Here is a 12,757-nt window from a genome sequence, read left to right as displayed (position 1 = left end):
GAAGGAGAAATCATGACCCGTGCGTTCAAGCATCTTACCATGGCCCTGTGTGTTTTGGGGGCCGGCGCAGTGTCGCAACCGGCGCTTGCGCAAGCCACCGAGCCCGGTCCAGGAGCCGAAGTCATCGGCCCTAGCGGCGGCGTGGTCGGCACGATCGCGTCCGTGGACGACACGTCCTTCGTCGTGAAGACCGACAAGCATGAAGTTCGTGTGCCACGCACGTCCTTCACGCCTCACGAGGGCAAGCTTCTGTTCGGCCTGACCCGCGAGCAGCTCAATGCGGAGTTCGAAAAGGCGCTCGCCGGCGCCAATGCCAATCTGGTCGTCGGCATGGTGGTTCACGGCTCGCAAGGGACGGCTGTGGGGACGATCGATACCCTGGACGATCAGTTCGTCACGCTGAAGCTCATGTCGGGCAAGCTGATAAAATTGCCCCGTTCCGGCGTCGCGGGAGGACAGAATGGTGCAGTCATCGGAATGACGGCCGAACAGCTGGAAGCTGCCGTTCAAACAAGCTCCTGATCTCGCTTCAGGCGGCGCCGATAGGACCGGAGCGCATTCGACTCAGGATGCCTCCGGGATCGCGCTGCCAATAGCAATCCTATGGGAAGGCAGGCGCGTCCTTGCCATTATCTGGCGCGGTCAGGGCTGGAGCGGGTAGCGGGAATCGAACCCGCGTCACAAGCTTGGAAGGCTAGTGCTCTACCATTGAGCTATACCCGCTCGCGGCCATGCCTATGGCCCAGCGCGGCGCGGTGGGCAAGACTCTGTTGGGATGAGGCCCAGGCTTTTTCGGCCCGGGCTTTCAGCCTTTCGGCCGCAGCCAGCCCATTAGTTCCTGGAACGGAATCGGCTGATTGAAGGAGATTCCGCAAAAGCCGCCATCGCACCAGCGTACGACACCGGCCACGGGGCGAAATTTCTCCAAGCTGAGCATGACTTCCGTGCCGGCTTCGACCGGCTCGTCCGTCTCGATCTTCACGCCGCCTTGCGAGATGTCGCATGTGTTGACGCCGTAGAGAAGGGCGCCGACGCGCAGGGTCGCCAACCTGTCCACCTCCACCCGCGGCATGCGGTGACGCCAGCCCTGTTCCTGCATCGCCTGGTTGGTCAGCATCTCTTCGACGTCGACCATCTCGTCGAATTCGATGCCGATATTGGAATCGCGCACCCATAGGATGCGGCCGGGAATGCGGTGATCGGTCTTGAGCTCGACGGTGACCCGTTCGCCCTCCTGATGCTGGCAGTAAACGTGCGCCATGAGACCGCCGCCGGAGATGTTGCGGACCAGACACAGCTCGCGGCCCACAGGCGTGATCAGGGTGCCGACGCGCAAGATCGTGATCTGGCGCACGTTGCGCCGGCGATCGGGCGGCGGCGGGGCCTTGGGCGAAAACGAGAAGGTCGTTTCCGCATATTGTTCATTCAAGGTGTCGCGTTCGGCGCCCATCAATCTTCCTCCCCGGCGAAAGATATCTCTCCCGCAAGGTCTGAATATTAGGGTCAGAGGTTTACGAACTTCTTACGCAACGAGCGGGAATTAAGTCCGAAACGGTGGTTTCGTTCACGTCTTGCTTACCAATTTTTCCTAGAGCGTTTCCGATATGAATGCAGAAGCGAAGATCGCGCCGGAATTGCGCCGAAATCCGCGCCCCGCTTCGGCGGTCAGCACGATGGTGGGCGTGGCCGGCCTCGTCGGTCTGTTGCTTTGGGCGGGAATATCCCGAAGTTTCGGTTTTGTCGGTCCGGGCGCCGCTTTGTGCGCGCTGCTTGCCTGCGGCATTCCGATGATCGCCTGGTCGCTGGGCGTGGACAAGGTGCACCGAAATCCGACCACGGGAATCGATTGGGACGGTCCGCCGAGGCCACTTTCGGAATCGCTTGACGTCAGCCTCGTCAAGATTGCCGGTCTGTGGGCGACGTGGGCGGCGATCGCCTTCGCCTATTGCCTCGGCCGCTGGTATTGGGACGGGCAATATCTCTTTTCGATGCAGGTGCTGAGCTATGCGGCGGTGCCGCTCCTGGTCCTGTCCATTCCCTATGTGATCTGGATCGATCGGCGATTGACGGAGCCACGCGACGGCGCCTGGCAACTCGGCAGAATGATCATCGGTCGTAGCGGCACGAGCGACCGCGACCTGTTGCCCGAACATTTGCGCAGCTGGACCGTGAAGGGGTTCTTCCTTGCCTTCATGATCTCGATCGTCCCCGGCAACTGGCACGAAACGATCGCGCCCGTCGCGGCCGACATCGCCGCCAATCCGATCAACCTGTCCCGATGGCTGATCAGCGCCATGTTCATGATCGACGTCTGCTTCGCGACCGTTGGCTATGTGCTGACGATGAAGCCGCTCGACGCCCATATACGGTCCGCCAATCCTTATGCGGCGGGCTGGATGGCGGCACTCATCTGCTATCCGCCCTTCATCCTGATGGGAGACGGCGGTCCGCTCGATTATCATTACGGCACTGCCGAGTGGACTTATTGGCTGGATGGATCGCCGCTCGCCATGGCACTGATCGGCTTCGTGCTGGTGTTCCTGACGGCGGTCTATGCCTGGGCGACGATGGCATTCGGCCTCCGCTTTTCCAATCTCACCCATCGCGGCATCCTCACCCACGGGCCCTATGCCTGGACCAAGCATCCCGCATACGTGTCGAAGAATCTGTTCTGGTGGCTGTCGACACTGCCGTTCTTCGCGACCACTGGCAGCCTGACCGACATCGTCCGCAACACGTCGGTGCTGGCGATCGTCACCGGCGTCTATTATTGGCGGGCGCGAACGGAGGAGCAGCATCTGAGCGCCGATCCCCATTATCGCGAATATGCCGAATGGATGGAACAGCACGGTCCGCTGCCCCGGCTGATCAACAGGTTTCGTGGCCGGCGAGGGCCGTTTCCCGTTCCGGCCGAGTAGCCCCGAAAGGACCGTTGCCGTTGCGAACGGCAGGACAGGGTGACAAAAGATGTCGTCCCCTGCCGCGGAACCTGCAATGAGAATGTCTCTCCTTCCCTTGCTGATGCTCGCCTCCGGATGCACCATGGCGGTCTACAATCCGGAGAAGGGCAGGCAAGAGGCGCAAGCCGATATCGAATCCTGCAAACAGGAAGCCAATCGCCGCCATTATTGGGACCGGATGGCCGCGTTGAACGTCGCCAATCAGTGCCTGGAGGCAAAAGGCTATAGACGCGGTCCAGCCGCTGGCCCGGTCGCCTCCGACGGTCGGCGCAAGCCGGACCCCGGGCAACCCTGCGAAATACCCTGCTGAGGATATAGGCCCGGCATCTCGGCTGCGGCGCGCCGGCAGAAAAAAGCCCCGGCATTTCTGCCGGGGCTTTGTGGGTAACCGGAGGGGGGGAGGGGCCGGTTACCACGGGGGGGTGAAGCTGAAACGCCCTACCCGCGCAGGGGTTCCATAAAAAACGAAACGCTTCGGATTTTCCCGAAGCGTTTCGCCGACAGTCTGCCGGTTCGGCGACCATCTCCCGTCCCCATCTCCTTCTTACTCTAAATTGCCCTAAATGAAAACCTTCCTCAGTGACTGGCAGCCGCGATGAAAAAGCGCCGAGGCTCGTCGCCGCGATGCCTGGCGGGGTTCTCAGCCGGCCATGGAGGCTTTAGGCTCTGGTGATGAAACATCGGTCGATGCGAACATGCGGACGTCTTCCGGCCTTGCTGGCTCTCGTCATGCTGCTCGCGGCCTGCGTCACGGCATCGGGGGGCAGCCGGGCCGAAAATGCGCGTTGGGAAAGCCAGGCGGCGCGGGTGACGATCGTCCGGGACGATTGGGGCATTGCCCATGTCAGCGGGAAAAGCGATGCCGACGCCGTCTTCGGCATGATCTATGCCCAGGCGGAGGACGATTTCAACCGGATCGAGACCAATTACCTCGTATCGCTTGGGCGGCTCGCGGAAGCCGAGGGCGAAAAGGCGATCTGGCAGGATCTACGCGCGAAACTCTATATGCAGCCCGAGGCGTTGGAGGCACGATATGCTGCCAGTCCCGAGTGGCTGAAGCGGTTGATGAACGCCTGGGCGGACGGGCTCAACTTCTACCTTGCCTCCCATCAGGCTGTGCGGCCTCGCGTGATCACCCGGTTCGAACCCTGGATGGCGCTGAGCTTCAGCGAGGGCAGTATCGGCGGCGATATCGAGAATATCGACCTTGCCGGGCTGGAATCATTTTATTCGAACACCAGATTGGCGCGCGTCGCGAAGACGCCGGCCGGCCGGGAGCCCAGCGGATCGAACGGGTTCGCGATCGCGCCGTCCAACAGCGTCTCCGGCCAGGCCTTGCTGCTGATAAACCCGCACACCAGCTTCTTCTTCCGGTCGGAGCTGCAGATGACGAGCGAAGAAGGTCTGAACGCCTATGGCGCCGCCACCTGGGGCCAGTTCTTCATCTACCAGGGTTTCAACGCCGATGCCGGCTGGATGCACACGACCAGCGGGGTCGACGTGGTCGACGAGTTTGCGGAGACGATCGTTCGCCGCGGCGACCGCCTCTTCTATCGTTACGGGCGAGAAGAAAGGCCGGTCCAGACCGCCACTGTCTCCGTCCGTTATCGAACGGGCGATGGCGGCATGGCCAGCCGCAGCTTCCAGACCTACCGGACCCATCATGGCCCGATCATCCGCAGCGAAGGCGGCAAATGGATCGCCTTTGCGATGATGCACAAGCCGGTCGAAGCGCTGCAGCAATCCTTCCTGCGGACCAAGGCGCGGGACTATGCTTCGTTCCTGAAGGTCGCGGAGCTCAAGGCGAACAGTTCGAACAATAGCATATTCGCCGATTCCTCCGGCAATATCGCCTATCTGCACCCCCAATTCATTCCGGTCCGTGACGACAGGTTCGACTATCGCCGGCCGGTCGACGGCAGCGATCCGGCGACCGACTGGCGCGGCCTGCATGCGCTGGCCGATGCGCCGCATCTGCTCAATCCACCGGGAGGCTGGATCCAGAACACCAACAATTGGCCTTATTCCGCCGCCGGCCGGCACAGTCCGAAGCGCGACCGCTTCCCACGCTACATGGACAGATTCGGCGAGAATCCGCGGGGCCTCCATGCCTTGATGGTGCTCGAGGGGCGCAAGGATTTCACGCTCGAGCGGCTGCGCGCGGCCGCTTATGACAGCTACATGCCGGCCTTCGCGCACCTTGTTCCAGGGCTCGTCGAGGCTTGGGACGGGGCGCCCGCCTCGAACCCGCTGAAGCGCGACCTCGCCGCGCCGGTCGCCGCGCTCAGGACATGGGATTTCCGTTGGGCGAAGGAATCCGTGCCCACGTCGCTAGCGGTCTTCTGGGGCGACGAGATGTGGCGGACCGCCGCAGGCGCCCAATGGGAGGAAGGGCTCCTTAGCTATGAGAAGATGGACAAGGCGCCGGCCACGCAGAAGCTGGAAGCGCTGGCGGCGTCGGTGAAGCGCCTGAAGCAGGATTTCGGCCGCTGGGACATTGCCTGGGGCGAGATCAACCGCTTCCAGCGTCTTACCGGCGCCATAGTCCAGCCCTTTGCCGACGCCGCGCCCAGCATCGCCGTCGGCTTCCCCTCCGCGCGCTGGGGGACGCTGGCCTCCTTCGGCGCCAAGGCCTATCCCGGCACGAAGCGCTGGTATGGAACCGGCGGCAACAGCTTCGTCGCCGTGGTGGAGTTCGGCGACCGGGTGCGCGCGCGTGCGGTGACGGCCGGCGGCGAGAGCGGCGATCCGCGCTCGCCGCATTTCAACGACCAGGCGCAACGTTATGCGGACGGCGATCTGCGCGAGATCCATTATTATCCGGATCAGCTCGTCGGCCGGACGGAGCGCCGCTATCATCCGGGCCAGTGAGGGCAGACGGGCCAGGTTTCCGTTGAGGCCGTCCGATAGCTTTTCTGGGGCTTGGGCTCAGTTACTATGGTTTGCCGAAGCGTGTCGCTGACTTGATACAGTCGGTATCCTGTCTTTCCCCGGGGGTCCCGATGCGCCATCTCCTTCTTCCCGTCCTGCTCGCCGCCACGATGCTGGCCGGTCCCGCCGTCCTTTCCGCGCAGGAGGCGCCGAGCGTCGCCTCGCCGGTGGCGGGCGGCAAGCCGCAGCTCGGCACGTTCGGCTTCGACGAGACCGGTGTCGACGAGGCGGTCAAGCCCGGCGACGATTTCTATGCTTATGCCAATGGTGGCTGGGCACGGAACACGCCGATGCCGGCCGACAAGGCGCAATGGGGATCCTACATGATCCTTCGCGACCTCACCACTGAGCGGCTGCGCGCCATCATCGAGGCGGCGAAGGCCGATCCGGCGAACAAGCTCGGGCAGGCTTATGCCGCTTATATGGACACCGCCAGGATCGAGGCGCTGGGCATGGCCCCGATCCAGCCCTGGCTGGGCAAGATCAAGGGCCTGACCGATCGCACGGGCTATACGGCCCTGGTCGCGCAGGCGAACGAGATGGGCATATCCGGGCCCTATGGCCAATATGTCTGGTCGGACGACAAGCAGCCGGAGCGCATGGTGCTGCTGATCGAACAGGGCGGCACCGGCCTGCCTGATCGCGACATGTATCTGTCGGACAAGCCGGCCTTCGCCAAGATGCGCGAGGCCTATGTGACGCATCTCGCCAATGTGCTGACCCTGGCCGGGGAGAAGAATGTCCGCGCCCGCGCTCAGGCGATCATGGCGATGGAGACCGAGATCGCCAAGGTCCAGTGGACCCGCGAAGATGTCAGCGACATGGCCAAGACCTATCACAAGTTCACGCTTGCCGAGACCGCGCAGTTCGCGACGCCGACGCTCGATCTGCAGGCGATATTAAAGGCGGCCGGCTCGAACCTCACCGACGTGATCGTCCGCGAACCCAGCGCGGTGAAGGGTATCGCCGCGATCGTGGACAAGGCGCCGGTGGCAGTGCTGCGCGACCAGATGATCGTGCGCAGCCTCGACAGCCTGGCGCCGGCCTTGCCCGACGCGGTCGAGGCCGAGCGCTTCGCCTTTTACGACAAGGTGATGAAGGGAACGCCGGAGCGCGAGCCGCGCTGGCGGCGTGGTGCGACCCTGGTCAATTACATGCTGCGGGACGAGGTCGCGCAAATCTACGTGCAGCGTCACTTTCCGCCCGAATATAAAGCGGTGATGAACGATCTTGCCACCAATCTGCTGGCGGTGATGGACCAGCGGATCGACCGGCTCGGCTGGATGCAGCCGGTGACCAAGGCAAAGGCGAAGGAGAAATTGAAGGGCTTCACCGTCCGGGTCGGCTATCCTGACAAATGGCGGGATTATGCCGGGCTCCAGGTTCGATCCGACGATCTGTTCGGCAATGTCGTCCGCTCGAACCGGTTCGAGTTTCGCCATGTGGTCGATCGGGCCAATAAACCGACCCAAAGGTGGGACTGGTATCTTTCCCCGCAGACGGTGAACGCCAATGCGACCTACAACCGGCTCGAGATCACCTTCCCGGCGGCGTTCCTGCAGCCGCCCAGCTTCGACGCAAGGGCAGATCCGGCGGTCAATTACGGCGCGATCGGCGCGATCGCGGGCCACGAGATCAGCCACCATTTCGACGACCAGGGTTCGAAATATAATGAGAAGGGCGTGCTCGCCAATTGGTGGACGCCGGAGGATCTGAAGGCCTTCGACGCCGCCGGCAAGGCCCTGATCGCGCAATATGACGCCTATGAGCCGCTGCCCGGCGAGCATGTGAAGGGCGAGTTCACGCTTGGCGAGAATATTGGCGATCTCGCCGGCCTCACCATCGCCTATGACGCCTATAAGCGCTCGCTCGGGGGCAAGCCGGCGCCGGTGATCGACGGCTATACCGGCGACCAGCGCTTCTTCCTCGGCTGGGCGCAATTCTGGCGGCTGAAACAGCGCGACGAGCATCTTCGGCAGGCGCTGCTGACCGACGCCCATTCGCCAGCCATCCAGCGCACCTGGGTCGTCCGCAATCTCGACGCCTGGTACGATGCCTTCGACGTCAAGCCGGGCGACAAGCTCTACCTCGAACCCGCCAAGCGCGTGCGGGTGTGGTGAGGCCATGACTTTCTCGGCTTCCTACTGAGCCGTCATCGCGAAGTCGCATGGGCCCGCCGGTTTGCCGGCACGGCGTCCGAATTCCACGATGCCAGCGTGTCGCGTTCCGTTTCCGCACGGGGCCACGCGCCAGCACCTCGCGCCACTACGCACTCAGCTGGTCCGAAGTGCCCAGCCGACGCGGCGTCAGCGTATCTCGCTCAATTCGATGCCCTTGGTTTCGCGCGCGAGCAAGGCGCTGACGCCGCTGACGACGCAGGCGATCGCGACGTAAATGGCGACCGGAACCGCCGATCCTGTCTGCTGATACAAAGTGAGGGCGATCATCGGCGCCACCGAACCCGCTGCGATGGTGGTGAGCTGATAGGCGATGGATGCGCCCGAATAACGGATCCTCGTCGGGAAAAGCTCGGCGATGAAGGCCGCCTGCGGGCCGTACATGGCGCTGTGCAGGATAAGGCCGATCGTGACCGCGGCGACGATCGCCAACATGTTGCCGCTGCCCAGCATCGGGAAGAAGAGGAAGGCGAAAATGGCGAGTCCGAAGGCGCCGATCGCATAGACCGGCCGGCGGCCGATCCGGTCGGAAAGCCGGGACAATAGCGGGATCGCGAAGAATTGGACGAAGGCGCCGATCAGGATGGCGTTCAACGCGTCGCTCTGGTCCAGCTTCGCCATCTCCGTCATGTAGGTGATCGAGAAGACGGTCACGATATAATAAGAGATATTCTCGCCGAGCCTGAGGCCCGATCCGAGCAGGACCGCCCGGGGCTTTTCGCGAAATACGTCGAGCGCGGGCAGCTTCGGCGGGCTTTCCGATTCCGCCATGGCCGCCTCGAACGTCCGGCTTTCCGACACCGACGTCCGGATCCACCAGCCGATGACGACCAGCACGGCCGAAAGAATGAAGGGAACGCGCCAGCCCCACGCAAGGAAGTCCGCCTCGCTCTGCAAGCCCGCCATCATGGCGAGCACGCCCGAGGCAAGGACCAGACCCGCGGCGACGCCGGCCTGCGGCCAGCTCGCCCAGAAGCCGCGCCGCTTCGCATCGGCATGTTCGGCCGCGAGCAGCACGGCGCCGCCCCACTCGCCGCCCACCGCGAAACCCTGGACGAGGCGCAGGAGGACCAGTGTGATCGGCGCCCAGACGCCGATCTGCCCATATGTCGGGAGCAGGCCGATCAGGGTGGTGGCGACGCCCATCAGGATCAGGCTGATCATCAGCAGTCGCTTGCGTCCGATACGGTCGCCGAAATGACCGAAGACGATCCCGCCGACCGGTCGGGCGACGAAGCCGAGCGAATAGGTGGCGAAGGCCAGCAGTGTGCCCGTCAGCGGATCATATTCGGGAAAGAAAAGCTTGTTGAAAACCAAAGCGGCGGCAGTGCCGTAGAGGAAGAAATCATACCATTCGATGGTCGTGCCGACGAGGCTCGCCATGATCACCCGCCGGAGCGGAGTCTTCTCGCCCGTTGCGCCGTCCTGCCTTGTCGCCATTCGCTGTCCCCCCGGTTGAGGAAAGTCAATTAACCCGAAGAAGCGGCGCCGCGCCAGCGCCTCGTTGGCGGCGGCCGCGACGGCTCAGATCCGGTCGGCCAGTGCGTCGGTGGCCCTGATCAGACCATCGAGGATTCCGGGTTCGTTGAACAGATGTCCCCCGTCGGGCACGATGTTGAGCTCGGCTTCGGGCCAGGCCTTGTGGAGAGCCCAGGCGGCGGCCGGCGGCGTGCAGCTATCGTGCCGGCCCTGGACGATCACCGCAGGGATGTGCCGCAGCCTGCCGACGTCGCGCAGCAGCTGCCCTTCCTCCAGCCAGCCTCCGCGGATCATGTAATGATTCTCGATCCGGGCGATCGCGACCGCGACATCATCGCTGGTGAAATGATTCACGACCTCGTCGCTGGGCAGCAAGGTGACGGTTTCGGCTTCCCACCGGCTCCAGGCCTTGGCGGCCTCGACGCGGACGAGCGGGTCGTCGCTGGTCAGGCGGCGCTGATAGGCAGCGACCAGATCGTCTCGCTCCTCTTCCGGAATGAGGCCGACAAAGTCCTCCCATTTGTCCGGATAGATTTCGGACGCGCCGCGCCGATAGAGCCAATCTAGTTCCAGCCGGCCCATCAGGAAGATGCCGCGCAGGACGAGCGCAGTGACGCGCTCCGGATGGGTCTCCGCATAAGCGAGCGACAGGGTCGAGCCCCAGGATCCGCCGAACACCATCCACCTCTCGACGCCGACCATTTCGCGAAGCCGCTCGATATCGGCGACGAGATCCCAGGTCGTGTTCGCTTCCAGCGAGGCATAAGGCGTCGATCGCCCGCATCCGCGTTGATCGAACACGAGGATATTGTAGCGCTCCGGATCGAACTGGCGGCGATGATCGGGGCCGGATCCGCCGCCGGGGCCGCCATGGAGGAAGACCACCGGCTTGCCCGCAGGGTTGCCGCATAATTCCCAATAGAGGCTGTGGCCGTCTCCGACTTCCAGCATGCCGGATCGGTAAGGCTCGATGGCCGGATAGAGGGTCCTGCGATCGGAAGTCACCGGGTCAGCCATTCTCAAATCCCCTAAAAGCTCATTTCCTGATAGATCCGGCTGGCGTCGCCGCCCCACGCCCCTCGATAATGTTCGAGCAGCACCTCCGCCGGCGTCGTGCCGCGCGCGAGGATTTCCCGCAGCGGATCGAGGAAGCCGGATTCATTGTCGCCGGAATTGTTGAGGCGTGCGCGGGCGGAAAGGCCGGACTGCGCGATGGCGAGGATGCGCCGGCCGAGTTCCAGGAGCGTTTCGCCATCGGGAGTGACGGCCTTGAGGCCGAGCCTGGGCACGCTGTCGCGCAGCTGTTGCCGGCCCTCGATCGACCAATGCCTGACCTCGTCCCACGCCGCGTCGAGCGCGGCCTGATCGTAGAGGAGCCCAACCCATAAAGCGGGCAAAGCGCAGATCCGGCTCCAGGGGCCGCCATCGGCGCCGCGCATCTCGAGGAAGCTTTTGAGCCGGACCTCCGGAAAGGCGGTCGAGAGATGGTCGGTCCAATCCGAAAGCAAGGGCTTTTCGCCCGGCAGCGCCTTAAGCTCGCCCTTCAGGAAGTCGCGGAAGGAGAGACCGGCCGCATCGATATAGCGGCCGTCGCGGAAGACGAAGTACATCGGCACGTCGAGGGCATAATCGACGTAGCGATCATAGCCGAAGCCTTGTTCGAACACGAATGGGAGCATGCCCGTGCGGGCGGGATCGGTGTCCGACCAGATATGGCTCCGATAGGAAAGATAGCCGTTCGGCTTTCCTTCGGTGAAGGGCGAATTGGCGAAGAGGGCGGTGGCGAGCGGCTGCAGGGCCAGGCCGACGCGGAACTTGGCCGCCATGTCCGCTTCGGATCCATAGTCCAGATTGACCTGGATCGTGCAGGTACGGAGCATCATGTCGAGTCCGAGTCCGCCGACCCGGGGCATGTGGCGGAGCATGATCGCATAGCGCCCCTTGGGCATGATCGGCAGTTCGTCGCGACTCTTGTCGGGCCACATGCCGAGCCCGAGGAAGCTCAGCCCGAGCTTCCTGCCGACCGCCTTGACCTGCTCGAGGTGGCGTCCAGCCTCGGCGCAGGTCTCGTGCAGATTATCGAGCGGCGCGCCCGAAAGCTCCAGCTGACCGGCCGGCTCCAGGCTGACATTGCCGTCAGGCCCGGCGAGGGCGATGACGTTCCCATTTTCCTCGATCGGCGTCCAGCCGAATTCGGTAAGCGCCATCAGCAGGTCGCGTATGCCGCCCGGCTCCTCATAGGAAGGGGCATGATGGTCGTCATTGCGATAGACGAACTTCTCATGCTCGGTGCCGATACGCCATGCGGCTTTCGGCTTTTCGCCGGCGACGAAGGGCGCCAGCAGATCGTCGCGTGTCTCGATCAGCGGATCGGCCTTGCCGGATTCGGTGCGTGTCGTCATCGCCCGAGCCTTAGCGCCGGGCCCGAGCCTCCGCCAGTAGGTTTCATCGCGCTACTGAATGGGACCAATCGCCGGCCTTTGCCATCCACAAGGCGATGGCGGCGAGGGCGGCCGTGTCGGCGCGGAGGATGCGCGGGCCGAGCGAAATCGGGCGTGCGGCCGGCACCGCCCCGACCGCAGCGCGCTCCGCATCGGTGAAGCCGCCTTCCGGACCGATCAGGATCGCCGCCGGCCCCGGCACGGCCGCCTCGGCCAGCGGCGTTCCGCCACGCTCGTCGGCAAAGAACAAGGTTCGATCCGCCGGCCAGTTGCGAAGCAGCGCGTCCAGCTTGGCCGGATCGGCCAGTTCGGGCAGGGCGGTTCGTTCGCATTGCTCGGCCGCCTCGATCGCATGGGCGCGCAGCCTGTCGATATTCACCCGGTCGACGATAGTGCGCCCGGTCAGGACCGGCACCAGGCGCGCCACTCCGAGCTCGGTCGCCTTTTCCACCAGCCAGTCGATCCGGCCGCGCTTGATCGGCGCGAAGAGCAGCCACAGATCGGGCACCGGCTCGCGCGGCCGCAACCGGCGCACGACCCGCAGGGAAAGCCTCTTCTTCCCCGGTTCGGCGATCTCCGCCAGCCACTCGCCGGTCCGGTCGTCGAACAGTTTCAGCTGGGCGCCGACACCGAGGCGCAGGACATTGCCGAGATAATTGGCGGCCGCGCCGTCGAGGACCAGCGGGGCATTGTCGGCCAGTTGCCGGTCCACGTACAGACGGGGGAGGCTGGCAGGCGGCCAGGCGGGGGTTGCGACCATGCTTCTCCC

The 12,757-nt window shown here is 64.0% G+C and carries 10 protein-coding genes and 1 tRNA gene; 5 read left to right on the top strand and 6 right to left on the bottom strand.

The features are described from left to right. The first annotated feature begins 12 nt into the window (after window positions 1-12). On the top strand, window positions 13-522 hold the full coding sequence (locus RQX22_RS09025) for a hypothetical protein (protein WP_315725717.1): 510 nt from the start codon (window positions 13-15) through the stop codon (window positions 520-522). A 127-nt stretch (window positions 523-649) separates the two neighbouring features. Here RQX22_RS09025 and RQX22_RS09020 read toward each other — a convergent pair. Together RQX22_RS09020 and RQX22_RS09015 are read right to left on the bottom strand one after the other, a co-directional pair. Next, window positions 650-723 (bottom strand) — tRNA-Gly (locus RQX22_RS09020). An 82-nt stretch (window positions 724-805) separates the two neighbouring features. Then, window positions 806-1,450 (bottom strand): PilZ domain-containing protein, encoded by a 645-nt coding sequence (locus tag RQX22_RS09015; protein ID WP_315725715.1) that lies wholly within the window; start codon window positions 1,448-1,450, stop codon window positions 806-808. Window positions 1,451-1,604: 154 nt separating this feature from the next. On the opposite strand from RQX22_RS09015, the gene RQX22_RS09010 reads away from it, so the two are divergent. From RQX22_RS09010 to RQX22_RS08995, 4 genes are all read left to right on the top strand, one after another. Next, the gene (locus tag RQX22_RS09010; protein WP_315725714.1) at window positions 1,605-2,918 is read left to right on the top strand and encodes a methyltransferase family protein; all 1,314 of its coding nucleotides are present in this window, start codon (window positions 1,605-1,607) and stop codon (window positions 2,916-2,918) included. Between the two features lie 76 nt (window positions 2,919-2,994). Then, on the top strand, window positions 2,995-3,270 hold the full coding sequence (locus RQX22_RS09005) for a hypothetical protein (RefSeq protein WP_315725712.1): 276 nt from the start codon (window positions 2,995-2,997) through the stop codon (window positions 3,268-3,270). Between the two features lie 362 nt (window positions 3,271-3,632). Next, the gene (locus tag RQX22_RS09000; RefSeq protein ID WP_315725710.1) at window positions 3,633-5,831 is read left to right on the top strand and encodes a penicillin acylase family protein; all 2,199 of its coding nucleotides are present in this window, start codon (window positions 3,633-3,635) and stop codon (window positions 5,829-5,831) included. Between the two features lie 131 nt (window positions 5,832-5,962). Then, window positions 5,963-8,011, top strand: coding sequence for a M13 family metallopeptidase (locus RQX22_RS08995; RefSeq protein ID WP_315725708.1), 2,049 nt, complete (start codon window positions 5,963-5,965; stop codon window positions 8,009-8,011). A 186-nt stretch (window positions 8,012-8,197) separates the two neighbouring features. Here the strand turns inward: RQX22_RS08995 and RQX22_RS08990 are convergent, their stop codons facing one another. From RQX22_RS08990 to RQX22_RS08975, 4 genes are all read right to left on the bottom strand, one after another. Further along, complete coding sequence (locus RQX22_RS08990) at window positions 8,198-9,508, bottom strand: MFS transporter (protein ID WP_315725706.1); 1,311 nt, start codon at window positions 9,506-9,508, stop codon at window positions 8,198-8,200. 84 nt (window positions 9,509-9,592) lie between these two features. Continuing rightward, window positions 9,593-10,564, bottom strand: coding sequence for a prolyl aminopeptidase (gene pip / locus RQX22_RS08985; RefSeq protein ID WP_315725704.1), 972 nt, complete (start codon window positions 10,562-10,564; stop codon window positions 9,593-9,595). An 11-nt stretch (window positions 10,565-10,575) separates the two neighbouring features. Then, window positions 10,576-11,949 carry a glutamate--cysteine ligase gene (locus tag RQX22_RS08980; RefSeq protein WP_315725702.1) on the bottom strand — a complete coding sequence of 458 codons (1,374 nt, stop codon included), beginning with the start codon at window positions 11,947-11,949 and terminating at the stop codon, window positions 10,576-10,578. A 43-nt stretch (window positions 11,950-11,992) separates the two neighbouring features. Further along, window positions 11,993-12,748 carry a 16S rRNA (uracil(1498)-N(3))-methyltransferase gene (locus RQX22_RS08975; RefSeq protein ID WP_315725700.1) on the bottom strand — a complete coding sequence of 252 codons (756 nt, stop codon included), beginning with the start codon at window positions 12,746-12,748 and terminating at the stop codon, window positions 11,993-11,995. Between the last annotated feature and the right edge of the window lie 9 nt (window positions 12,749-12,757).

The sequence above is a fragment of the Sphingosinicella rhizophila genome (genome assembly GCF_032378825.1).
GTDB lineage: Bacteria > Pseudomonadota > Alphaproteobacteria > Sphingomonadales > Sphingomonadaceae > Allosphingosinicella > Allosphingosinicella rhizophila.
This window is presented reverse-complemented; position numbering and strand designations above follow the sequence as displayed.

Coding starts and splice junctions, on each gene's coding strand:
- RQX22_RS08995 (WP_315725708.1), top strand. CDS start 5,963: ATGCGCCATCTCCTTCTTCCCGTCCTGCTCGCCGCCACGATGCTGGCC.
- RQX22_RS09005 (WP_315725712.1), top strand. CDS start 2,995: ATGAGAATGTCTCTCCTTCCCTTGCTGATGCTCGCCTCCGGATGCACC.
- RQX22_RS08980 (WP_315725702.1), bottom strand. CDS start 11,949: ATGACGACACGCACCGAATCCGGCAAGGCCGATCCGCTGATCGAGACA.
- RQX22_RS08975 (WP_315725700.1), bottom strand. CDS start 12,748: ATGGTCGCAACCCCCGCCTGGCCGCCTGCCAGCCTCCCCCGTCTGTAC.
- RQX22_RS08990 (WP_315725706.1), bottom strand. CDS start 9,508: ATGGCGACAAGGCAGGACGGCGCAACGGGCGAGAAGACTCCGCTCCGG.
- pip (WP_315725704.1), bottom strand. CDS start 10,564: ATGGCTGACCCGGTGACTTCCGATCGCAGGACCCTCTATCCGGCCATC.
- RQX22_RS09000 (WP_315725710.1), top strand. CDS start 3,633: ATGAAACATCGGTCGATGCGAACATGCGGACGTCTTCCGGCCTTGCTG.
- RQX22_RS09015 (WP_315725715.1), bottom strand. CDS start 1,450: ATGGGCGCCGAACGCGACACCTTGAATGAACAATATGCGGAAACGACC.
- RQX22_RS09025 (WP_315725717.1), top strand. CDS start 13: ATGACCCGTGCGTTCAAGCATCTTACCATGGCCCTGTGTGTTTTGGGG.
- RQX22_RS09010 (WP_315725714.1), top strand. CDS start 1,605: ATGAATGCAGAAGCGAAGATCGCGCCGGAATTGCGCCGAAATCCGCGC.